Genomic DNA, 22,985 nt, shown 5'->3' on the forward strand with positions numbered 1-22,985 from the left:
AAAATTTGGCCTTTGGGCCATTAATCAGTCATTCAGTCGTTAAAGCCCCTAGCGAGAATCAATTACAATGCCACACTCTACCATTCAGGAACCGTCTAAAAAGACCGGTTTTTTCACCAAGCGTACCCACTTTTGCGGTGATTTGAATCAAAATAACACTAGCCAAAACGTCACCATTAACGGCTGGGTGTCCGCCAATCGGGATTTGGGTGGCATTGTGTTTGTGGAAGTGCGGGATCGCACCGGCATTATACAAATTGTGGCGGATCCCACCAAAAACGCCGCCGCCCACGCCGCTTTATCCGGGTTAAGAAACGAAGACGTGATTTCCGTAAGCGGGCCCATTACCCTGCGCCCGGAAGAAACCCGCAACCCCAAACTATCAACCGGCGACATTGAAATTTACCCCACGGTGGTTGAAATCCTGAACCGCTCCAAAACCCCGCCGTTCCCCATGGATGAAGACGCCGACAAGGTGGATGAGTTTACCCGCCTGAAGTATCGTTATCTGGATTTGCGCCGCCCCACCATGGCCCGCAATCTGGAATTGCGCCACCACATTACCCAAACGGTTCGCAGTTACTTAAACGATCGCCGTTTTCTGGAAGTGGAAACCCCCATTTTAATTAAAACCACCCCCGAAGGCGCTCGGGATTATCTGGTGCCTAGTCGGGTACATGCGGGCAAATGCTTTGCCCTGCCCCAGTCTCCCCAAATATTTAAGCAACTGCTGATGGTAGGCGGCTTTGAGCGCTATTATCAAGTGGCACGGTGTTTCCGGGATGAAGACTTAAGAGCCGATCGCCAGCCCGAATTCACCCAGTTGGATATCGAGATGTCGTTCATTGATCAGGAAGACGTGCTGAGCCTGATGGAAGGGCTGCTGGTGGACATGTTCAAAGTGGCCAATGTCACCATTCAAGGGCCATTTCGCCGTTTAACCTGGCTGGAAGCCATGAACCGTTATGGTTCAGACAAACCCGATTTGCGTTTTGATATGGAATTTGTGGATTTAACAGACGTATTTGCCGCCAGCGAATTTACCGCCTTCCGCAAACCGGTGGATGACGGTGGAGTGGTGAAGGCTCTGGTGGTTGAAGGCGCAGCCTCTTACAGCCGCAAAGAGCTGGATGATTTGCAGGTGGAAGCCAAGCGCTACGGCGCCAAAGGGCTGGCCTACATTCTGTTTACCGAGGATGGTCCCAAATCTCCCATTTTGAAATACATGAGCGAAACCGAGCAACAGGCCATCCAAACCAAAACGGGTGCCAAAACGGGTGATGTGGTGTTCTTTATGGCCGATCAATTCAGTCAGGCTTGCACCGTACTGGGCCGCTTCCGGTTGTTCTTCGCTGAAAAGCACAAACTGATTGATCCCAATCGGCACGAAATCTTATGGGTGACTGACTTCCCGTTGTTTGAGCGCAATGAGGACGGCAGCCTCAGCTCCAACCATCACCCATTTACCTCGCCCCACCCGGACGATCTGGTTTACCTGGATACCCAACCCGAAAAAGCACGTTCCTTAGGCTACGATGTGGCTTACAACGGCACTGAAATCGGGGGTGGCTCCATTCGTATTCACCAGGCGGACTTGCAGGCTAAAATCTTCAAGCTGTTGGGGCTGAGCGATGAGCAGGCTCACGAGAAATTCGGATTCCTGCTAGATGCCTTTCAGTTCGGCACCCCCCCTCACGGTGGTTTAGCCTTGGGAATGGATCGTATTGTGGCCTTGCTCACGGGCAGCGAAAGCATTCGGGATGTCATTGCCTTTCCCAAAACCAACCAGGCCATTTGCCCCATGACTGACGCACCGGCCAGTGTAGATGAACCTCAGTTAAAAGAGCTTCATATGAAATGGGACATTAAACAGCCCGAGCCTAAAAAACCAGTTTAATCAGGCCATCAGCCTAAAAACAAACCAAACAAAAAACGCTCAGCCAGATGGTTGAGCGTTTTTTAATTCAACTTAAGTTTATCTGAGTTTGCTTTACCGCTATTCAGCGCTTTCAGCGTTTTCACGATCGGCTTGTTCTGTTACCACCGGCGCAGCGGCTGGTGTGTTGCAGGGAATCATTTTCTGAAGCTGCGCTCGCTGAGGGGGGGAGAGCATTTCCCGCTTTTTCAAAAAGGTATCCATGGACTCGTTCATCAAATAGGTTTTATTGGTCATGATGCGGGTTTGCAGTTCACGAATTTTTTGAGAATCGCCGGTAGGCAAAATGGTTTTCAGCTCCGCCATGTCTTTTTCAATTTGACTGCCCACTGTTTGATGGGTTTTATGCCAACCGTTTTCCAAATGCTGCATTTGAGTCTGTTGCTGGGGGGTCAGATTTAAATGCCCCCAGTTTATATCGCTAGCCTGAGCCAGAGAGAAAAAACAACCCGTTAAAACAACAGCGATACCCAAACTGAGGCAGGCCCGATTCAGCGTTTCATTCAGCGTTTCAATGGGGGACATAAAAAATTCCAGCGAATTCACAATTACACACCCTTTTGCATGATTAACGGATAGGCTACTTTCCAAACATGGACGAAATATCCTCGCCCGGCATTTGCTCATTGAGCGAACTAAACAGATATTCATCCGAAGAGGGGGATGAGGATTGACGTGGCTCCACCGCACCAATGGAAGGCGCTTTTGACACAGGCCGCAAAACCAGTCGGGGAGCTAACGAACGAGTAGATTCTTGAGCCTGAAATGCTGGCGCGCTGCGTCTGCCAGACTCAGCCGAGGCAATGGTATTGGCCACAGAAGACACCCTGCGGGCTTGCTTGCTGCTTGCTTCCTCTCGATTGGCTGCAAAAGCCGAAGCCAGACCCGACCCATTTAAATGCGTGGAAGGCACCGAGGCAATTTCACTTTGATCGCGCGGAGGCATTGAGGAAACCGGCAAGGCCACCGCAGCGGGCGCTTGCTGAGAACGAACCGGCAAGGCGCTAATGGAGGCATCTTTTGAAGAGGACGATGTGACTGGTGAAGAAGGCCCAGGCATCAAAAATGCCGCTAACAACACGGAAGCCGCAATAGGCCCCGCAATTTTGGCCCAACGCTTCAAGGTACGAAAGCGATCCAAGGTCACCACCAAACCGCCTTCTTCCGGCGTTTTGGAAAGGGTTTGAGCAATAGCGGGCCAAAAATCTGGGGCTTGAGACTGAATTTGCTCAGACACCGATTGCACCCATTCCGACAACTGATTGAAGTGAGTCAAGGTCAACTTGGCTTGCGGGTCGCTTTCAATCAGCCGGTTGGCTTCAATAGTTTCTCGAGGGGTCAAGGCCTGATCGGCATATGCCGAAAGCAACGCCACGGTCGCAGGTGCCTCCCCGGAAAGGCCATCACGGCCAGTCTCGGCCAGAAACGTGGACATGACAGAGTCAGTGAAATTGACTGAACAACTGGACTCCAGGCGGTATCCCCATTGACGCACCCGTTCAGAAATCTCGCCCACCTGAGCCAGCATTTCGTTGGCTTTGGCATTGTGAAAAAGTTGTGTCTCAAATTCGATAAACTCAGAATCCACCGCCGAAATTTCCCCATCGTAATAAGCGGATACGAATTCTGGATCAAAAACACGAAGCCCCGTTTGCCGATCGGCCTGCAATCGCTCAGCGATGGTGTCCCAAATCGGTTGCTCAACGGCATTCTCTAAAACTGGATTTTGCAGGGTGGTTTTCAAGGCCTCTCGGGTTACTTTCAACTTCCGCAGTTCCTCAACGTACTGAGGAAACCGGGACAAAAGCCCCTCTAGCTCTTGAACTTGCTCAGGCTCAAGTAGACCATCCAAATATTGGGATAGCATCCGTTGTATTTCCAATAAGGTATACCTGGGAGCTTCCTGCATGAGGGTAACTTCCTATCCTGTTTGTATAACCAGTTTTATAACCAGGGCATCAATCCCTAAACTTCTCGCAGGTAGGGTTCCAATACCTCTTGAAGTTTGAGGCGGGCACGTGCCAGCCTGGATTTGACAGTACCGATGTTTGTTTCGGTCAAGCTGGCGATTTCCTCGTAGCTTAACCCTTGTATTTCTCTGAGGACGATAATGGTCCTAAACTGTTCCGGGAGATTCTGAATGGCTTGCTGAATTTTGCGATCCAGTTCAGAATTCAGGGCCAGTTTATCCGGCATATCGCTCACATCCGGAATGTCTCTTGCCGGACTTTGCTCATCATCCGTCTCATACACCGGCTCATCCAGAGAGATGGTTCTCAACTGGCGAGGGGCCTTTCGCAATTCATCATAAAAGAGATTGGTAATGATTCGGTTCAACCAGTATTTGAAGGTTTTGGGGTTTCGCAACGACTTAATGGAACGACACATACGAAGCAGCACTTCTTGTGTCAAATCATTAATATCATTGCGCTCCGGGGCCAGTTGGTAAAGCGTGACATACACCAGCCTTTGATAGCGGTTTACCAACTCTTCCAGAGCACTCATCTGATCGGCCTGGGCTTTCAGCACCAGATCCTCTGCGGAGAGAGCCCGTAGATCTTCTTTGGTTTGGCTTTTGGAGGCCATGCAAATCCCGCTTCCGTAATCCCGGATAACAACGGATTTATTGTAGCACAAGGCTTACTGCTCTTTGAGCTTCAGCTCGTGGCGAAAACATTCCCGGACCAGGGCCATTTCCTGGGCATCTTCTAAATCCTGAAACTGGCAGGCCACAATATATAAATCCTCGGGGTGCTTTTTGCGAGAGTTTTGGACAGAATAGACGACCCTGGCCTTTAACTGTAGCACTTGCGGCCCTCCGGCAAGCGGCAATTTAATACGGAGTTGTTGGGCTGGAGGAAACAGGCGCATACCGGTAAAGCGCATTCCCCCGCCACTTAAATCATCCGTTCGGGCAGACATTGAAATGGGTTTATCAGCCTGCATGTACTCCAGCACAAATGGAATCACCATCGGAATTCGCACATGTTTTCGACGTTGCACAAATTCTATCTGGGGGTTTTCTGGAATTTTCAACCAGAAAATACCCCCTTCAGCCGTGGGTTTTGAAGCGATTACAGGGTAAAAAATACAAGGGGTGGGGTTAATTTCAAGCATAACCCCCACCACCACGCCGGGTTGCAACAAGGGATAAATTGACGCCACACCGCTGGAGGGCGCAGCCAAAGACAACATGGTTTTTCCCATTTGATCAATCTGACTGGAAAAGGTGTATTCAATGCTGTCATCCTCGGCATCCCAAATGGTAACCTGCACCTTTTGGCCCGTTACCAAGGCGTCTTGCCATTCATTTGACATCCTGAACCATTATGATCCCGCTTTAGCGCTTATACCCGAACCGTTATTTATTATTATATGAGGCAAATTATAAAAAAACAAAATCTGGTTTGACTACAAAGTTTAAAAAAAATTCCGTGCGATTTAATCCTGCTGATTGACCGCAGAGGCAGGGCTTGCAGCCGCATTTTTTCGAATATAAGTACGAAGCGCTTCCCGAATTAATTCACTGCGAGAACGTTGCTCTTTTTCGGCCACTTCATCGATTCGTTTCAAGAACTCATCTTTCATTGAAATCAAGACTCTCGCCATTCGATTCCAACCTCTCTTTTTGATCAAGGGATATATAAAAAACGGTATTGACTGTATATCATATTAGTACAAGCAAGGCCCATTTTCAAGTAAAAAGCCTCTCACTCAAGGGGAGTGAGAGGCTTTTTTAGCAACTTTATGCAGAGAAACCAATGGGTGACGATACGGGATTAAACCAGCAGAGGCACCAACAGCAACGCTACAATGTTGAGGATTTTAATAACCGGGTTAATGGCTGGGCCAGCGGTATCCTTGTAAGGATCTCCCACCGTATCGCCGGTAACCGCGGCCTGGTGAGCAGGAGAACCCTTGCCCCCAAAGTGTCCATCCTCAATGTATTTTTTGGCGTTATCCCAGGCACCACCACCGGAAGTCATGGAAATACCCACAAACAAACCGGTCACAATGCTACCCACCAACACGCCGCCAATCATTTTAATGGCCGCATAGCTAGCGGTATCGGGAATCAGATAGGTGCCAATCGCCCACATAACCACAGGCACCAGAACTGGCAACAAAGCGGGAACCATCATCTGGCGCAAGGCGCTTTTGGTAACGATATCCACGCAAGCCGCATAATCGGGCTTGGAAGTGCCTTCCATGATGCCTTTGTTTTCCTTGAACTGGCGACGCACTTCATGAACCACTTCGCCTGCAGCCGTTCCAACCGCTTCCATGGCCATAGCGCCGAAGATGTAAGGAATCAGGCCACCAATGAATAAGCCCACAATAATGTAAGGATCGCCCAGAGAGAACAAGGCATGCAGGTTATTCATGTTGGACAGGAACACGTTGCCACTTTCAATGGCCGCCGCGTTAATATCCTGAATATAGGAAGAGAACAGCACAATGGCGGCCAAACCGGCAGAGCCAATGGCGTACCCCTTGGTGATGGCCTTGGTGGTGTTACCCACCGCATCCAGCGGATCGGTAATGGCTCGGACTTTTTCATCCATATGCGCCATTTCTGCGATACCACCGGCGTTATCGGTAATAGGGCCAAAGGCATCCAGCGCTACCACGATACCGGCCATGGACAACATGGAAACAGCGGCGATGGAGATACCGTACAGGCCACCCATAAAGTAAGCGGCCAGCATACCAATGGAAATCACGACCACCGGTGCGGCAGTGGACTTCATACCCACCGCGATACCCGCAATAATGTTAGTGGCATGCCCGGACTCAGAAGCGGCAGCCACGGAGCGAACCGGCTTAAACGAGGTTGAGGTGTAGTAATCGGTAATCCACACCATGGCAATGGTTACCACAATACCGGTCATGGCCGATCCAATCAGGCCAGTCTGGGTAATGGCGGTCACCAAACCTTCTGCATTGGTGAATGAAAAGCCGTTGGGGAAATACTGGTAAGTCATACCCACCACCATGAGCGCAACCAGGAAAATGGTGGCATACAAACCTTTGTACAAGGCTTTCATGGGGTTATTGTCGCTACCCACTTTCACAAAGAAAGTACCGGCAATAGAGGCAATGATAGACAAACCGCCCAGCATCAGCGGGTACAGAATGGCATCGGTATTATGGTTGAACAACAAGTTGCCCAAAAACATAGCCGCAATGGTAGTAACCGCGTAAGTTTCAAACAAATCGGCGGCCATACCGGCGCAATCACCCACGTTATCGCCCACGTTATCGGCAATAACGGCAGGGTTTCTGGGGTCATCTTCAGGAATACCCGCTTCCACCTTGCCTACCAGGTCAGCGCCAACATCGGCGGCCTTGGTAAAAATGCCCCCACCCAAACGGGCGAACACACTAATCAGGCTGGAGCCGAAGGCCAAACCCACGATGGAAGGGAATAACTCTGGAGATGGCGCAAAATAGTAAAAACCAGCAACGCCCAATAACGCCAGACCAACCACCAGCAAACCCGTTACTGCGCCACCTTTAAAGGCAACATCCATAGCGGCATTCATGCCTTTTTGAGCAGCCTCGGCAGTTCTGACGTTGGCGTTAACCGAAACGAACATACCAATGTAACCTGCCAAACCACTCAAAAACGCACCCAATAAAAAAGCCACCGATACATAGGTGGCGTACTGGGTTCCTTTTAAGGAGGAGAACAGGGCAAACAAAATAATCGTGAGAATAACAGCAGTAATGGCAATGGTTTTGTATTGCCGGTTCATGTAAGCGCTAGCGCCTTCTTTAATGGCGTTTGCGATATCCTGCATTTTCTGGTTTCCGGGGCTGAGGCCAAGAATCCACTGACGGGTTACGAGCCCGAAAATGATGGCCAGCACCCCGCAGATGATGGGGAATAGAATGGGTTCCATGAGTTGTGCTGTTCTCCCTTCGATTCTACTGAATAGTGAAAATTAAACTTTTTAAACTGAGCCTGGAGGCAACCATGGGGAAATTATGGAGTAGGTTACTTAAAATCCACCAAAATTCCTAGATTTCAACTTTATAAAGAAACCGAACTTAACAAAACCAAAGTCAATCGGCTTTACGTGTCACGCTGGATATCTTGGCTTCATGAGAGGCTTCATCATGGTTTCACCATGGCCCCATCACGGGTTTCAACAACGCTTCGAGAACTTGCCTACCAAAAACTCCCTCCCGCCAAAAAAAGGTGCTATATGTGCCCGGCGCGACTCGAACGCGCGACCTACGGCTTCGGAGACCGTCACTCTATCCAACTGAGCTACGGGCACAAGCGGAAAATTAATCTAGCACCAAGATCCATTCAAGTCCAGAACTCATCCGACCAGACTGACCTGAGCGGATGAGCCTGAACCTGAAAACCTACTTTTTTTCCTTGATATTAGCCGCTGGAACGGAAAAATCGCCGGTTAAAATAGCCATTACCGCATCCAGTAGTTTTTGGCTCTTATCCAACGCCAGGTTTGGACTGTCGGCCACCCCTTCCACGTAAACACGGGCAATGGGTTCGGTACCACTGGCCCGAATCAGCAACCAGCTTCCGTCCTGAAAGAAAACCTTGGCCCCGTCACGGGTGCCGTACTTTTTCTCCAGGGCATCGGAAGAAGCGGTGGATTGGGCCGTATCAATCTCAAATCCGGCAATCTGGCCGCCTTGGCCTTGCAGGCCCTGAAAATGAGCCATAATGGCCTTGCCATGCTCGGTTTTCACGCCCAGCTCCCGAAAGGCGAATTGCTCTTTCACCGAAGCCTGAACGTTTTTCAGGATTTGGCTCAGGGGCTTTGCTTCCACTGCCACAATTTCAGCCACCATTAAATTGGCCAAAATGCCATCTTTTTCGGGAATATGGCCAATCACGCTGATACCACCGGAGCTTTCGCCCCCAATTAGCACCTGCTCGCCGCCTTTTTCCTCATGCTCAATAAACTCTTCGGCGATGTACTTGTAGCCCACCGGGCTTTGAATCACCGAAAGACCAGCCTTGGCAGCCAATGCGTCCAGCAAATGGGTGGTGGCCTGAGAGCGCACGATTACCCCTTTTTCCTGACGGTTGTTCAGCAAGTGGTACACAATCAGCGACAACACCTCATTAGAATTCAGATAGCGTCCGGTTTCATCCAGTACCCCAAACCGATCAGCATCTCCATCGTTGGATAAACCAATTTTCAAAACGGCGGCATCCTGTTGAACCAGCGCGCTCAACTCGGTTAAATTACTGCCGGTAGGCTCAGGCATACCAGTGTAGCCGGGGGGCAGTTGTTCGGTATCGTGAATCACGACCGTGTCAATGCCCTCATCTTTCAGCAAACGGGGCAAATAGCGACGCCCAGTGGCATACAGCGGATCATAAAAAATCTTGAGCCCACTGGCCTTGATTTTGGGGTAATCAATTTTCATACCCTGCTTCAAATGCTGCCGGTATAGCTCATAAGGATCAAACTCGGTAATGGCAGCAGGTTGATGCGCCCCATAAGCAGCCCGATCTAATGTGAGGTTGAGGGGTTCAGTCTGGTACAACTCAAATTTTTGAGAAACCGGGGTGGGCATCACCGCAGCGTCTGGGGTCAGGAAATTATACCCGCCGTACGGCCAGGGGTTGTGGCTGGCGGTCATCAAAATGGCGCCCAGCGTTTCGTCATAACCCAGGTTCAACCGGTTAAAATATTTGGCGGCGTAGGCCAGCACCGGCGAGGGTAAATCGGTGGAGGCCTGAAACACATCCAGCCCCTTGGCCTTTAAAATATCGGCAATCACCGGAATAAAACGGCGGGTCTTCTCACGGGTATCTCCGCCAATGAGGATAGGCAGCAGTTTTCCCTTGCGCTGAATCTCGCTAATCAGGTAATCACTAATGGCATGGGTGATTTGATGGATGACCGACTCGTTGAACCCGGCATCCTGATCGTTACGGTAGCCTGAAGTACCAAAGCGGTACACTTTTTGAACAGATACTGACGGCATAAAGCGAACTCCCCAGAAACAAACACAACGCCACCTGTGCGCAGATGGCAAAACAGATACCTTCATTAACCCATTTCAACGTGATGTTTCGCAAGTCTTTTTATATCGTTTTATTGCGTTTGGTACATCAAACATTGCCCCTGCCGGGAAAAACTTGTATATTCGGTCTGTCTTGAATAGGTAAATCGCACTATGTGGAGCAGGCTTAAAAGATTTGTGGTGGGAAACCCTCTGGCGTCCCACCGAGAACGGCACGAGAGATTATCGGTACCCATCGGACTTGCGGTTTTCGCATCCGATGCCTTGTCCTCAACCGCTTACGCCACCGAAGAGATTTTGATTGCCCTGTTTGCTTCAGGGCTTTCCATTCAAATGGGCATGACCCTGATTCAGGCTTCTGCCTTTAATGGCATTTTGGCGCTGCCCATTGCCGCCATCATCATCATATTAATGTTTGTGGTGGTCATGTCTTACCGGGAAGTCATTATGGCTCACCCCAACGGCGGTGGCAGTTATGAAGTGGCAAAAACCCGGCTGGGAAGAACGGCCAGCCAAATTGCGGGCTCAGCCCTTTTAATCGACTATGTATTGACGGTATCCGTTAGTATTTCCTCCGGGGTGGCCAACATTGTCTCCACCGGCTGGTTCCCCAAGGGGCATAACATCGCCTTTAGCGTGGTCATGATTATGATCATCATGCTGTTGAACCTGAGAGGCCTTAAAGAATCCGGCAAAGCCTTCGCGGTGCCCGCCTTCTTTTTTATCATTTCCATGGTGGCCATGATTGGCACCGGTATTTTCAAGGTGATGACCGGGCAAGTGGAATCGGTTCCCGAAATTGCGGTGGTGGGTCAACAAGTTAGCACCATTGCCCCGCTGGTTTTAATAGCGGTACTGTTGCGGGCCTTCTCTCACGGTTGTGCGGCCCTAACAGGAATTGAAGCGGTGTCCAACGGGGTACAAGCCTTTAAGGAACCTGCGGAAGTGAATGCCAGCCGCACTATGGTTTACATGGGACTGGTGCTGGCCGTTATTTTTCTGGGGGTTACCTATTTGGCTTACGCCTTACCGGGTATTGTTCCGCCAGAGCTGGATCCCCATCACGAAACGGTTATTTCCCAAATTGCGGCCAGTGTTTTCAGTCACGGCAGCATCTTTTATCTAACCGTACAGTTTGTCACCGCCATCATTTTGATTTTGGCGGCCAATACCAGTTTTAACGGCTTTCCCCGGCTGGGCATGATTTTGGCCCAGGACGGCTATTTGCCCAGACAACTGATGAACCTGGGCGATCGGCTGGTCTACAGTAACGGCATTGTCATTCTCAGCTTTTTCGCCATGTTGCTGATTATTATTTACAAAGCCGATTACAACGCCATGATTCCCCTGTATGCCATCGGCGTTTTTCTGTCCTTCACCCTGGCCCAATGGGGAATGATTCGTCACCACAAGGCCGAGCAAAAACCGGGCTGGCAACGGCGCGCTACCATTAACATGATTGGCGCCGTGTTAACCGGGGTGGTTACCATTATTCTGGCCGTGGAAAAATTCACGGAAGGGGCCTGGATTGTACTGGTGGCCATGCCCATTATCATTTTCGTTTTCCGCCAGATTTGCCACCATTATGAATCCATTGGCAAGCAACTGGCCTTGCCCGAGGATGGCTACTGTCCACTGGCCATTGAGCATACGGTGCTGGTGCTGATTTCTTCCTTGCACCGGGGAACCATTCCCGCTTTGGAATACGCCAAAACCATTTCGGATCGGGTGGAGGCAGTGCATGTGGAACTCAACCCCGCTGGCACCGAACGGGTAAAACGAGCCTGGGAGGACTGGGGTTGCGGCATTCCGCTCACCATTCTAAAATCCCCTTACCGCTCCATTAGCGAACCCTTGCTGGAGTACATTGATGAAGTAGAAGATCGCTATGAGCATGATCTGGTGACCATCATTGTGCCTGAATTTGTGACCAAAAGCTGGTGGCACAACCTGCTTCACAACCAGACCTCCATCATGATCAAAACCCTGTTGCGCTATCGAAGCAATAAAGTAGTCACCACCGTGCGCTATCATCTGGATGAATAACCTGAAGCGCTGATTTCCGCTTTACTTTTTTAAACATTTTTTAGTATTTATTAACACTTACTAAACATTCGCTTATAAAAAAAATAGCTGGGTATTGTAACAGTGGTTATTCACTTTTTGTCCTTCAATACAAAAAACGCTGTTTCTGACTTAAAGGCTAACAATGACTATAAACGAATTTCCGCAGGATCCCCCCAATCCGCCCCAGCAACGCTGGTATGACAAAGAGCAGACTGTTGCCCGGTCAGTTCGCCTCATAAAAACCTTCCCCACCGACTATCAGGAGGTATTGGGGGAAACGGTTATTGGCCTGGCGGAAAAACACTGTGGGGTCAATGCGCTGCTGGAAAACCTTCGGCAGCTAGGCCCGGATAAAGTGTTGAATCTGTTTAAAGCCAAAAGCAAGAGCCGAAACTACGATCAAAACGCAACCCTGCACAAAGCAATGAACTGCCTGTATGTTTTGCCTGAGGATCAGCGTATTTTTATCGCCATCAAGGTGATTGATGTGGTTGGCCATTTTTTTGAATACCTCATTATTTGTCAGGAAACCAGACAACCCAGCCGCCAGGATATTCTTCAGGATCTAAGCCATGCTTTTATTCAGGAAACGCTGGAAGATACCGCCAATCACCTGAGCCAGTTTCACCCATCCATGACCCTGCCCAATGGTCCTACCTTAAAATCCATTCGGGATCGCATTCATCAGAGTAAAAGCAAGGGCTACATCGAAGAAATCGCCCTTTTTCAAGGCAGCGTATTGAACCCATCAGGCGGTCAAAATCCATCCCCAGAGGTGATAAACACACTCCAGTCCAAACCCGCTTCAGGCACAGATACTCCACCAACCACCACAGCCCCATTGCGAGAGAGTGATGAGACCGTGGCTCAGGATAATCGGGGTATGAAAATCAGGCAAGATAAATTCGGGGGTTAAGCCCAAAGCGCTGCTGAAAAAAATCGTAAATTTCCTTCGCTGGGCCGTTAACGCTATCAAAGCCATAATAACAACAGAAACGATCTTGCACGAAGCAGTATTGATTGGGTGCTCACGATCGTTCCGGCGGGTATTTCAAGCGCCAGCTGATTTTGGCGAAAGCACTCGCTCAGCCCTTCGGTACAGGGCGCTGCCCTGCCCGCTCCATCAACGCTGTTTCCAAGGCCCTTGCCTGCCCTTTAAACACCTTTGTAGATATAGCTCCTCACCCCACACACCTTCAATTTTTGAGAGCGCCCCTGTGAGCGCTCTATTTCACAATGACGGAGGAGCATGATGTCGGAACCATCGTTAATATCGTCCACTCAAACCTTGCTGGACGTGATTGGAGAGGAAGGGCAGCAAACGCTGGCCAAATCAATCAGCGGTGATTATACCCGCTGGAAACAATCCCGTTCCCGGCTGGAAAGCAAATGGCGGGAATGCTGGGAGGCCTACCTGTGCGACCCCAAATCGCTGTATGCGGAACTGGAAGAAAGGCAAGCCGATCGCAGTCAAATTGTGCGCCCTGTGCTTTATGAAGCGGTAGAGGCCATTCATGCCAACTTACTCAACGCTTTATTTCCGGCCAACGAACGCTTTTTTTCGGTGATTGGCAAAACCGAGCAAAATCATCGACAAGCCGGGATGATTGAAGCGTTTTTACGCAGCAAGCTGGAAGAGGCCAGTTTCATTGAAAAATACGCCCTGTTTCTGAAGCAAGCCGTGATTACAGGCAATACGGTGGCTGCCGTGCCATGGCGTCAAACCCGACAGACCAAGCAGGTTCACCAGCCCGTCCACCTGTTTGGGGTCACCGTAGGCACTCAAAAAATACTGCGGGAAACGCTGACTTATAACGGGCCTGATTTTGAAACCATCGATATGTTTGATTTCCTGATAGATCCAGACGCCACTGATTTTGAGCAAGCCAAGGTCATCCGCAAAGTGGATCGAGACTTACGGGAGCTAAAAGCCAATCCGGCTTACCACAACCTGACCCATTTAAAGCTGAAAACCCAAGAAGCTCAGGATATCAACGACAGCAATAAGCAGAGCCGTCGCAGGGCTTTTGGGCTGGATGAACCTTTGCCTACCGCCGATGAGAGCATGGAAAAAGTTAGCTTGCTGGAAGCATGGGGCGATTTCATCATTGGTGAAACCGTCTATAAAAATCATGTGTGCGTGGTGGCCAATCAGGATACGGTGATTCGCTTTGAGCCCAACCCCTATGAATCGGGGATGAAGCCCTTTATTTTCACCACCTTTATTCCAGTGCCAAATGAAATTTACGGCATCGGGGCCATTGAAAAATCGTTGGGGCTGCAACACGCCATTAATACGTTAACCAATCAAAAACTGGATGTGATCAACCTTTCCATCAACAGCCCTTTTACCTATTTAATTAACGATGACGTGTTCGATCCAGACACCTTGATCACCCGGCCCGGTGCGCTGATTCCGGTGAAAAGCCACGACACCTTGCGACCCATTCAATACCTGAATAATTTTACGGTGGCCTTCACCGAAATTGCGGACTTAAAAGCGGAAGCCCAAGAAGCCACTGGCGCTTTAAAATATTTTACAGGTGCCGATCAGGAATCTTCTCGCACAGCCACCGAGGTGAGCGCTTTGGTGCAAGGCGGCACTCAAAAATTCTCGTCGTTTCTGGCCCATCTGGAACACACCTCGCTGGAACCTTTTTTGCGAATGGTGCTGGAAAATGCCCGGCAATTTACCGGCAAACCCGAAAACCTCCGTATTTGCGAACAAAATGGCGATGTTTCGTTTCAAAAAATTCAGCCTGAAACGCTTAAAACCTGCGATTGTCAGTTTCGGATTGATGGCTCGCGAAGCCTGCTTAATAAAGAGCAGGAACTGAAATCCATCACCGCTTTTCTGCGATTGGTAGAAAGCAGTCCGGCACTTCGGGAACAAGTCAACTGGCTGGCCTTGTACAAGAAAATTTATCGTCGGCTGGGTTTCAATGATGAGGGCGAAATTTTTACGGCCTCCGCTCAGCAAGCCATCCCAAGCCCAGCCCCACAGGAGGTTTTTGAATGAGTACCTATAAGCAGCTTGGCCTGAAAGAAAAGGCCACTTTGTTTACGGATTTAATCCGTGAGCCGGGTTGGGAATTATTGCAAAGCGCTTTTCGACCCGAGTTACGAACCCGGATTACCGATACCGACGCCAAGGAAGCCTTCTTGTACGAAGCCATTCGGGCGCAAGTGATGCAGGAAATTTTTTCCACCCCCTTGCTCATCATTCAACAAGCCGAGCGGGAATGGGCGCGAAAGCAATTTCATACCGACCCATCCAGCACCGAGCTGAATGACTAACACCCCGAAGTCCACTTATATTCTGGCCTCAAATAATTTCGTGAAAATAGAAATAAAAAAGGAGGAATCATGTCCCAGCCAAAGCCCGAAGTAATCCCGGCCAGTCACTCGATGAGCCAACCATTGCCGCCTATGGCATCACCCCCCGAAACAACCGATATTGAGAGCCTGGCACCCGCTCAGGCCCTGGAACTATTGATTGCCGATCCCTTTGCCTTTGTACGGCAAATTGTGGCGGATGCGGCTCAAACCCATCTGGCGGATTTAAAAGAAGAGGCTGAACTGAAAAGCGCGCTGAATGCTTTTCGCAAAAAATCCCCGGAATTCAAGCGCTTTGAGCCGTTCATCCTGCAAGAAGTGGTAACGCTGTTGCGGGAAGATCCCGAGGGTGGAACGGCCAGCTGGGAGGAATTAATCGAGCAAGGCATGGCTCTGTTTCAGCAAAAATTTCAGGCCACCTTGCAAGCCCAACAGGATGAGGCCCTTGAAGCCGGTGAAACCGGAAAACAATCGCGATTACAAGCACCTCATATCGAGGCGGCTGGCAAGCGGGCCATGCCCACCATGCCATCCAGTTTTACCCGCCAACAAATCGCGGGCATGAGCATGGGTGAATTTCTGAAAAACGAAGCCGCCATTAACGAAGCGATGAAAAACAACCGGGTTCGGTAATAGTACGGATCATTTTTTGAAAAAGGCTGTCCCACAGGCATAGGGCGGCTTTTTTATTGCCTTTTTTTAACAACTGAAAGGAGCACAACCTTATGGCAACCGCTAACTTCATTCCAGAAATCTGGAGCAAAAAACTACTCAAAATTTTTGATAAAACCGTGGTTATGGCCAACCTGGTGAATAAAGATTTTGAAGGCGAAATCAACAACGCCGGAGACGTGGTTCATGTTCGCACCTTTGGCGATGTAACCGTCAATAACTACACTCGGGACATGACCATTTCCTTCCAGAATTTAACCGATCCCATGGTGGATTTGCTGATTGATCAGCAAAAATACTTCGCCTTTAAAGTGGATGATTTGGATAAAGCCCAGGCCAACGTGGGTATTCTGGAAGGGTACGCAGGACGGGCGGCCATCGCCATTCGAGATGTGGTGGATTCTCGCCTGATTGGACACTATACCGATGTGGACGCTGGCAATGTTATTGGCACCGATGTGGCTCCCATTGCGTTAACCAGCGCCAACATTTATAGCTACATCACCCAGCTGGCCGAAAAACTGGATAACAACAACATCCCCCAGGAAAGTCGCCACTTGGTGATTACCCCCAAGTTCAAAACCATGTTGCTGCAATCCGATGAGTTCACCCGTGCCACCTCACTGGGCGATAACGTGATTCAAAATGGTTACATTGGCAATGTGGCCGGTTTTGGTGTGCACGTTACCACCAATAATCCAGCGGTGGGCAGCGTGGTCAATTTGTTGGCCTTCACCAACGATTTTATCAGTTTTGCCAGCCAGGTCAGCAAAATTGAAAACGTACGCCCTTACAACATGTTTGCCGATGCGGTGAAAGGGCTCTATTTGTATGGCTCCAAAGTAATGCTGCCCAAAGCGGGCGCAGTGCTGAAAGCCTCCAACGCCTAAGCCAACGTTATCTCAAACACACTCTCTCCCTAACTCAACTCCACCGGGGCGATGGCATGCCATGTGCCATTGCCCCGTTCTCTTTCATCGATACTGCTTTCATCAATGCCAGGAGGTTTTCATGAATTTACCATTCGACCCTGCGGAACCAGACTCAACAACCGAAGTGGATATTTATTCGGAACAGGCCCTATGGCTTTGTGAAAACCCAAAAACCCGGTTTAAAACCAAAATTCACGGCGCACTGGCTCAAATTTTAAAAAAATATCCGGGCGATTATCGATTGAAATTACTCAAAATTAAAGGAGCGCAACATGAGCACACTCCTGCAACTGGTGAATGAGGTTCTGCGGCGGACAGGACAACAGGAAGCCACCACGCTGCTCAACGCCCAAACACCGATCATTCAAACCGTGGATTTTTTAAACGATACCTATTTTGAAATGCTGCAAAGACTCAAGGTTCGACGACTCACCCAATCTAACAGCTTGATGACCGTGGCAGGGCAAGCGACCTACACCCTGGATGCCAACGTAGACCTTGACGCCCTGCTGCCTGATTCCGTGAGGGATGCCAGCAACGCCACACCCCTGCCAGAGATCAGCTCAACCTATGCCATTGAGCTGGGAGAAAACGCTTCTGGCAAGCCCCAATATTTTTACAGAAACGGCAGCCAACTGCATTTATACCCTGTACCCGATGGGGTTTACACCATTGATTATCAAGCCCAGATCAAACCCCAAACCCTCAGCCAAAATAGCGATATCACCGCTTTACCTGTCAGTTGGGAAAAAGTATTGATTATGGGCGCACAGGCCCGTTTAGAAAAATTTTTAGGAGAGCCTGCCAGCGAAACCTACCTGCTGTATCGAGATGGCCTGCTGCAACTCAAAAGTTTAGCTCCCCGTAAACCGGGCTACCGAATGAAAGGATTTTACCGGGGGGCGCGCTCTGTTTAAAACAAATTTCACCCAGCGCCAATAGCCGGATGGAAGGAATGATTTATGCGTACTTTTCAATTTTTCGACAACTCGGGCGGGATGAACCTGAAGGCCAACGACCTCACCCTGAAAGACGGGGAAGCGGAAGAAATTATCAATTTACACGCCACCACCCAAGGCAGTTGGTCCAGTGATAACGCAGGTTACGTCCAGCTCAACACCACCCCTTTGGCGGGAGGGCAGCCTATTACCAGCTTATATGATTATAAAAACCTGACCGGCCAGAGTTTTTTAATGGCCGTGGCCCACGACAGCCTGTTTACCTTTAACGTAATCACCGGGGAAGCCACGTTAATTTACGACGAGCTAACCCCCAACCGGCCCATGAATTTTGTCACCTTTCAGGGGTTGCTGATTGGCTGTAACGGAACCGATAATCCCATTAAATGGGATGGCATCAACCCGGTTGAACTGTTAGAAAACTGGCCACCCGATGTCTCCTCTATTTCTCCTGGCAATCCTTCTATCGCCGAAAATTACTCAAACCGGGTGGTCTTCTCTGGCGATGCCAACAACCCCTCCCTCATCTATATTTCGGAACTGGAAAACGCCGAAAATTTCGATCCAGATGCCTGGTCAGACTCACCGGGGGCCATTCAAATTTCTCCGGGTGATGGTGAAAAAATTACCGCCCTGAAAACCCTGTTTTTGCCCTTGCTGAATGAAGAAGTACTGGTCATCTTCAAGGAACGCTCCACCTACGTGCTATCCGGTGTGGATATCGATACGTTCGCCGTTCAAAAAGTATCCGATGAATTTGGGGCGGTCAATCAACGCAGTTTGGTGTTGATTGGGAACGAATTGATGTTTCTTTCCCCAGAGGGAGTCACCTCACTGTCCACCGCCACCGCCCAGGGCAATATCACCACCAACTTTTTATCCAGCCGTATCCAAACCCAAATCACAAACCTGAATCGTAGCCAGCTTACCAGCAGCTTTGCCGTTCACCTCAGAAACCGGCAGGAAGTATGGTGGTTTGTAGCCGAAGGAATCGCCACACAAAACCAGACCGTACTGGTTTACAACTACGGCATTAACCGGGCCTGGAGCAAGCGCCAAGGCATTGTGGGCAACTGTGGTGCGGTTCTGGACGGAAAACTCTACACCGGCAATTATGAAGGCATGGTTCAACAGCAATTAAAGGGCAATAGCTACAACGGTCAACCCATCCCGTGGCTTTACCGAAGCGGCTTTCACGACTTGGGCAATCCTCGACTGCGAAAGCGGGTGAAGGACATACAACTGTTCCTGAAGCAGATTTCCAGAGTGGATGTCACCGTGAACATGTACTGGAATTTGCGGCGTGGTTCTCAAAACAGAGAAAGCAGAACCTGCACGGTGATCCCCGATAGCGCCAGTATCACTTACGGAGAGGCTTCTTACGGGCAAGATTATTACAATCAGGCCGGAACCTCCAGTTTTACCGTCATTCCGGCAGGCTCTGGCCAGTATTTTCAAATGGAATTAAAAGGCAGTGAAATTAACAGCCCGGTAGACATTAAGGGCTGGACCATTACCGTGATCAATGGAGGAATGCGCTAAATGTCACAGATATTCCGGCTGAAAGATGCCGAAATTGCCAATGGAAACCTGATCAATGCGGATGACATTGATGCGGAACTCAATCAGCTGGTTGCGGAGTCCAACGGTCAGGATACCCGACTGGGCAGCCTGGAATCGGGCAATATGACCATTGCTGGCACCAAAAGTTTTTCAGCGACCCTCAAGGCCGACACCATCGAGGAGCGCAGCGCGGATGCGGGTGTGAGCATTGAAACCATCACCCTCAAAGATGGTTCTGTCCGATTGGCCCAGAAACCGGGCTTTGTGGGCAGTACCAATGGAGAAATCGGGTATGATTCCACCGCCCATGTATTTCGGGTGCAAGTAAACAACCTTGCCAAATACCTCATTCATGAAGGGAATCCGGTTTTGCATAAAAACGGGGTTTCGGGCAAGGTACCCGTATACAACAACAGCAGCAGCCTTCAATTAAAAGCAGGCTTATGCGCCCGAAATTCAACCAACGCAACTGACATAGAAATTGCGGCGGACATCACCCTGACCCTGAACAGCAATGGCTTGAATGGCCTGGATACCGGCACCAAAGCGGCCAGCACCTGGTACTTTGTGTACCTGATTAAAAATAGCGCTGATGGGACAACCGGCGCCCTGTTTTCCACCACCAATGAAGCCAGCAGCGGATCGATTACACTCCCCACCGGCTACGATCTCAAGCGGCAACTGGCCTTGGCGGTGCGAACGGATGACAGTAGCGACATCATGCCGTTTTACATTCCCGGCGGTTGGCCCACTCGAACCCAGGTTCGTTACCGGTTCGCCATCGCTCCGGTCAATCAAACGCCCGTAGCCGGTCAACCCAACGTGCTGGATGGCGGTACTGCCGCTAGCTACAACGATGTCTCTCTGGCCAATTATGTGCCGCCCATTGCCACACTGGCCATTTTAAGAGGCGGCATTTACCAGATTTCCAGCGCTGGCCGGATTGGCTACATTCGTAAAAAAGGGGCCAGTGTGGAGGAATTTGTCGTGGCAAACCCCACCGGCCGCACCGTTACCGAATATGAGGCGGAGATCGTGGAAACCGATGCCAACCAGATTATTCAGTACAAAATGAGCGACGCTTTAAGCGGCATGGATTTAAACGTGGCAGGCTACATTGTAACCGAGGTTATTTAGCATGAAATTTTATTTACTACGGCACGATGGCACCGTGAGCGATTGTGGCGACTACCCCGAGCAACCCGCCGATCGCATGGAAGGGACGTGGCAAACGGGATCGCCACCCGCAAACAGCCCAGAACTTCAACCCATTACAGAGCGGTTGCGACAAGCTTTTGAAGGGGAACTACCCCCCGAAGCGCAGGCTGATTTGGCCCCACTGAAAGCGGCAGTAAAAATGGAGTTGGAACAAAACCGCCCTGAAATTGCCCGATTAATTATTGAGCGGGCCACCATTCCATTGGAGCTGGAAACCGTTCGCAATGGCTTGCTTCAGCTGCTAACCAGCGCCAGCCCTCCAGAAAGTTAGAGATGGAACTATTTTCACAGGTTCGACAATATGTGGTACCGGCGCTCATATCCTTTGTCACAGTCAGTTTGTTGAAACTGGGAATTTTTGTGACCCCGGTGGAACTGGAGCAATCGCTGCGACACATGGAAAATTCGATTCGCGCCGAATACGCCACCCGACAGGATGTGGAGGACATTAAAATTTTACTGAATCGACTGGATTTTCAGCTCAATAAAATTGATGACCGCCTGAACAGTCACCCCCTGAACACGCAAAACCCCAACCATCACACAGGGAGAAATCATGACTGAAGATCGCCGGAACATAGCGCTCACCCCTCATTTTAAACTGTCGGAATTTTTACGAAAGGAAGACCCCATGCCTGCAGCTGGAGTCCTCCAGAATATTGAACGGCTGGCCAACCGACTGCAAGTAATCCGTGAGGTTTTCAACCGCCCCATTCTCATCAATTCGGGCTACCGGAGCAAAGCCCATAATCAGGCCGTGGGCGGCGCTTCGCACAGTCAACATCTGGACGGGCTGGCGGCAGACATTGTGGTGGCAGGCGTTCCAGCCAAAACAGTTCAGCAATTTCTGCAAAACTGGTCGGGTGGCATGGGCTGCTATCAGTACTATACGCACCTGGACATTCGCCCTGAAAAAGCACGATGGACTTAAATGATGAACTTAAACCAAGCACTTCAATCGAAAGGAAAGATGATGCTAAAAAAAGCGTTACACTTAATCGCCAAGCTAAGTTTAGGCAAAGAAATGGCCTTGGCCCTGAGCATTTTGAATTTACTAACCCCACTCATCGGACGGCTCAAAGGGCTGGATGTGGCCCGCATGGTTTACGCCCAACTGCCCGCCCACTGGAAATTTCCTGATGGCCCCGCCACCGAGGATGAGTTTTTAGAGGCCATTCAATCCGGCCAGCTCTTTTTGGGCAAGGTTCAAGCGTTGACTCGGCATTAAAGTTTCAGTCCCATCCGCAGTGTTTCACCCGACTGCGGGTGGGATTTTTTTTTGCTTTTTTAGCTTTTAGGGAATTTGCAATTCCACCAGAACCGGCAGATGATCGGAGCCGTTAAACGAGCCTGTTTGCTGATGAAGGGTTTGAACATTTGAACTGACAAACACGTGATCGATGGGCAAATAAAAGAGGGGCATAAACGTTGGCCAGGTGGGCATGTAATGATGCGCCTTGGCATCTTTCAACCCCAGTTCCTGCAAATACTGCTTGTAAAAAAACGACCAGGGCGTGGTATTTAAATCCCCAAGTAAAATCACGGTGGGGGCAAGTGAAGGCTTTTCCGCAGCTAGCAACGATAAATATTGCAGATAGCTGTTAATGTATTTGGGGCCAACTGGCACGGGCGGGTGCAGATTCATCAAACTCACCGGCCTGCCCTTAAGGGTGAACCGCGCCAGAATAAACCCGCCTTCTTTTCGATAAATGGCCTTGCCCAGCTTGTCTTCCGGGAAGCTGACGATTTTAGCACTGGCCAATGGAATTTTGCTGAGCAAAAGATTGCCCGCCCTTAAATGCCGCACCTGATAAGGATATTTTTTAAGCACTGCGCTCTGCTCCAGCGCCTCATCCCACAGATAATCCACCTCCTGCACCGAAACAATATCCGCATCGGATTGCTGGATCATAGACAACACCTTGTCATAATTTTGATTAAACACCAGCACATTAATTTGCAGCAATTGGAGTTGAACAGAGCCGGACTGCCGCTTGGCAAATCCGGTGGGTGAAGCATATTGCCATACCAGAGAAAGGTTGATAAACAAAGCAATCAGCGTGGCCATAAACAGGGCCATAACCGTTGGTTTTTTTAGGGTGCGAAGCATCCAGATTAGACCAATCAGCTGCACTAAGGCATACTGCACCCGAAAGTGACTGAGCAGGTCAAAAACCAGACTGATTTGTGTGGCAAAGCCCAAAACGGTAAAAAGCAACGTGCCGAAAAAAAGCCACCTTAACAACCGCAGGAATGAAAGCCAATTTTTATGGGGATCTAATTCAA

At 49.9% G+C, this 22,985-nt stretch carries 22 protein-coding genes, 1 tRNA gene and 1 pseudogene; 15 read left to right on the top strand and 9 right to left on the bottom strand.

Going from position 1 to position 22,985, the window contains the following annotated elements; translation table 11 throughout:
- The first annotated feature begins 67 nt into the window (after nucleotides 1–67).
- Complete coding sequence (gene aspS, locus ACEW81_RS05120) at nucleotides 68–1,897, top strand: aspartate--tRNA ligase (RefSeq protein ID WP_373531891.1); 1,830 nt, start codon at nucleotides 68–70, stop codon at nucleotides 1,895–1,897.
- A 99-nt stretch (nucleotides 1,898–1,996) separates the two neighbouring features.
- On the opposite strand, the gene ACEW81_RS05125 is transcribed toward aspS, so the two are convergent.
- The 8 genes and pseudogenes from ACEW81_RS05125 to ACEW81_RS05160 form a co-directional block, all read right to left on the bottom strand.
- Nucleotides 1,997–2,461, bottom strand: a complete 465-nt coding sequence (locus tag ACEW81_RS05125; RefSeq protein ID WP_373531892.1) for a Spy/CpxP family protein refolding chaperone — start codon at nucleotides 2,459–2,461, stop codon at nucleotides 1,997–1,999.
- A 55-nt stretch (nucleotides 2,462–2,516) separates the two neighbouring features.
- Nucleotides 2,517–3,845 carry a hypothetical protein gene (locus ACEW81_RS05130; protein WP_373531893.1) on the bottom strand — a complete coding sequence of 443 codons (1,329 nt, stop codon included), beginning with the start codon at nucleotides 3,843–3,845 and terminating at the stop codon, nucleotides 2,517–2,519.
- Between the two features lie 56 nt (nucleotides 3,846–3,901).
- On the bottom strand, nucleotides 3,902–4,522 hold the full coding sequence (locus tag ACEW81_RS05135; RefSeq protein ID WP_373531894.1) for a sigma-70 family RNA polymerase sigma factor: 621 nt from the start codon (nucleotides 4,520–4,522) through the stop codon (nucleotides 3,902–3,904).
- Between the two features lie 54 nt (nucleotides 4,523–4,576).
- A complete protein-coding gene (locus ACEW81_RS05140; RefSeq protein ID WP_373531895.1) occupies nucleotides 4,577–5,254 on the bottom strand; it encodes a flagellar brake protein in 678 nt (225 codons plus the stop codon).
- A gap of 168 nt (nucleotides 5,255–5,422) precedes the next feature.
- Nucleotides 5,423–5,545: pseudogene (locus ACEW81_RS05145) on the bottom strand (CopG family ribbon-helix-helix protein); the annotation flags it as partial.
- A 170-nt stretch (nucleotides 5,546–5,715) separates the two neighbouring features.
- Nucleotides 5,716–7,842 carry a sodium-translocating pyrophosphatase gene (locus ACEW81_RS05150; protein WP_373531896.1) on the bottom strand — a complete coding sequence of 709 codons (2,127 nt, stop codon included), beginning with the start codon at nucleotides 7,840–7,842 and terminating at the stop codon, nucleotides 5,716–5,718.
- 307 nt (nucleotides 7,843–8,149) lie between these two features.
- Nucleotides 8,150–8,223: transfer RNA gene (locus tag ACEW81_RS05155), tRNA-Arg, on the bottom strand.
- A 91-nt stretch (nucleotides 8,224–8,314) separates the two neighbouring features.
- Nucleotides 8,315–9,913, bottom strand: coding sequence for a phosphohexomutase domain-containing protein (locus ACEW81_RS05160; RefSeq protein ID WP_373531897.1), 1,599 nt, complete (start codon nucleotides 9,911–9,913; stop codon nucleotides 8,315–8,317).
- A 219-nt stretch (nucleotides 9,914–10,132) separates the two neighbouring features.
- Between ACEW81_RS05160 and ACEW81_RS05165 the strand changes: the two genes are divergently transcribed.
- From ACEW81_RS05165 to ACEW81_RS05230, 14 genes are all read left to right on the top strand, one after another.
- Nucleotides 10,133–11,998 (top strand): APC family permease, encoded by a 1,866-nt coding sequence (locus ACEW81_RS05165; RefSeq protein WP_373531898.1) that lies wholly within the window; start codon nucleotides 10,133–10,135, stop codon nucleotides 11,996–11,998.
- Nucleotides 11,999–12,161: 163 nt separating this feature from the next.
- A complete protein-coding gene (locus ACEW81_RS05170; protein ID WP_373531899.1) occupies nucleotides 12,162–12,935 on the top strand; it encodes a hypothetical protein in 774 nt (257 codons plus the stop codon).
- 333 nt (nucleotides 12,936–13,268) lie between these two features.
- Nucleotides 13,269–15,038 (top strand): portal protein, encoded by a 1,770-nt coding sequence (locus ACEW81_RS05175; protein WP_373531900.1) that lies wholly within the window; start codon nucleotides 13,269–13,271, stop codon nucleotides 15,036–15,038.
- Nucleotides 15,035–15,316, top strand: a complete 282-nt coding sequence (locus ACEW81_RS05180) for a hypothetical protein (protein ID WP_373531901.1) — start codon at nucleotides 15,035–15,037, stop codon at nucleotides 15,314–15,316. Before ACEW81_RS05175 ends, ACEW81_RS05180 begins: the two co-directional genes overlap by 4 nt.
- A gap of 69 nt (nucleotides 15,317–15,385) precedes the next feature.
- Nucleotides 15,386–15,988: a hypothetical protein gene (locus ACEW81_RS05185; protein ID WP_373531902.1), complete on the top strand. Its 603-nt coding sequence runs from the start codon at nucleotides 15,386–15,388 to the stop codon at nucleotides 15,986–15,988.
- A 92-nt stretch (nucleotides 15,989–16,080) separates the two neighbouring features.
- Nucleotides 16,081–16,917 (top strand): P22 phage major capsid protein family protein, encoded by an 837-nt coding sequence (locus ACEW81_RS05190; protein ID WP_373531903.1) that lies wholly within the window; start codon nucleotides 16,081–16,083, stop codon nucleotides 16,915–16,917.
- 121 nt (nucleotides 16,918–17,038) lie between these two features.
- On the top strand, nucleotides 17,039–17,260 hold the full coding sequence (locus tag ACEW81_RS05195; protein ID WP_373531904.1) for a hypothetical protein: 222 nt from the start codon (nucleotides 17,039–17,041) through the stop codon (nucleotides 17,258–17,260).
- The gene (locus ACEW81_RS05200) at nucleotides 17,232–17,876 is read left to right on the top strand and encodes a phage adaptor protein (RefSeq protein ID WP_373531905.1); all 645 of its coding nucleotides are present in this window, start codon (nucleotides 17,232–17,234) and stop codon (nucleotides 17,874–17,876) included. The genes ACEW81_RS05195 and ACEW81_RS05200 overlap by 29 nt, the downstream gene beginning before the upstream one ends.
- Nucleotides 17,877–17,921: 45 nt before the next feature.
- Nucleotides 17,922–19,460 carry a hypothetical protein gene (locus tag ACEW81_RS05205; protein WP_373531906.1) on the top strand — a complete coding sequence of 513 codons (1,539 nt, stop codon included), beginning with the start codon at nucleotides 17,922–17,924 and terminating at the stop codon, nucleotides 19,458–19,460.
- On the top strand, nucleotides 19,461–20,618 hold the full coding sequence (locus tag ACEW81_RS05210; protein WP_373531907.1) for a hypothetical protein: 1,158 nt from the start codon (nucleotides 19,461–19,463) through the stop codon (nucleotides 20,616–20,618).
- Between the two features lies 1 nt (nucleotide 20,619).
- Nucleotides 20,620–20,970 (top strand): hypothetical protein, encoded by a 351-nt coding sequence (locus ACEW81_RS05215; protein WP_373531908.1) that lies wholly within the window; start codon nucleotides 20,620–20,622, stop codon nucleotides 20,968–20,970.
- Nucleotides 20,971–20,972: 2 nt separating this feature from the next.
- Nucleotides 20,973–21,263, top strand: a complete 291-nt coding sequence (locus ACEW81_RS05220; RefSeq protein WP_373531909.1) for a hypothetical protein — start codon at nucleotides 20,973–20,975, stop codon at nucleotides 21,261–21,263.
- Entirely contained in the window at nucleotides 21,256–21,630 is a 375-nt protein-coding gene (locus ACEW81_RS05225) for a D-Ala-D-Ala carboxypeptidase family metallohydrolase (protein WP_373531910.1), read from the top strand. Before ACEW81_RS05220 ends, ACEW81_RS05225 begins: the two co-directional genes overlap by 8 nt.
- A 39-nt stretch (nucleotides 21,631–21,669) precedes the next feature.
- Entirely contained in the window at nucleotides 21,670–21,927 is a 258-nt protein-coding gene (locus ACEW81_RS05230) for a hypothetical protein (RefSeq protein ID WP_373531911.1), read from the top strand.
- Nucleotides 21,928–21,993: 66 nt separating this feature from the next.
- Here the strand turns inward: ACEW81_RS05230 and ACEW81_RS05235 are convergent, their stop codons facing one another.
- Complete coding sequence (locus ACEW81_RS05235; RefSeq protein ID WP_373531912.1) at nucleotides 21,994–22,917, bottom strand: endonuclease/exonuclease/phosphatase family protein; 924 nt, start codon at nucleotides 22,915–22,917, stop codon at nucleotides 21,994–21,996.
- Nucleotides 22,918–22,985 lie beyond the last annotated feature (68 nt).

The sequence above is a fragment of the Vampirovibrio sp. genome, assembly GCF_041737375.1.
GTDB lineage: Bacteria > Cyanobacteriota > Vampirovibrionia > Vampirovibrionales > Vampirovibrionaceae > Vampirovibrio.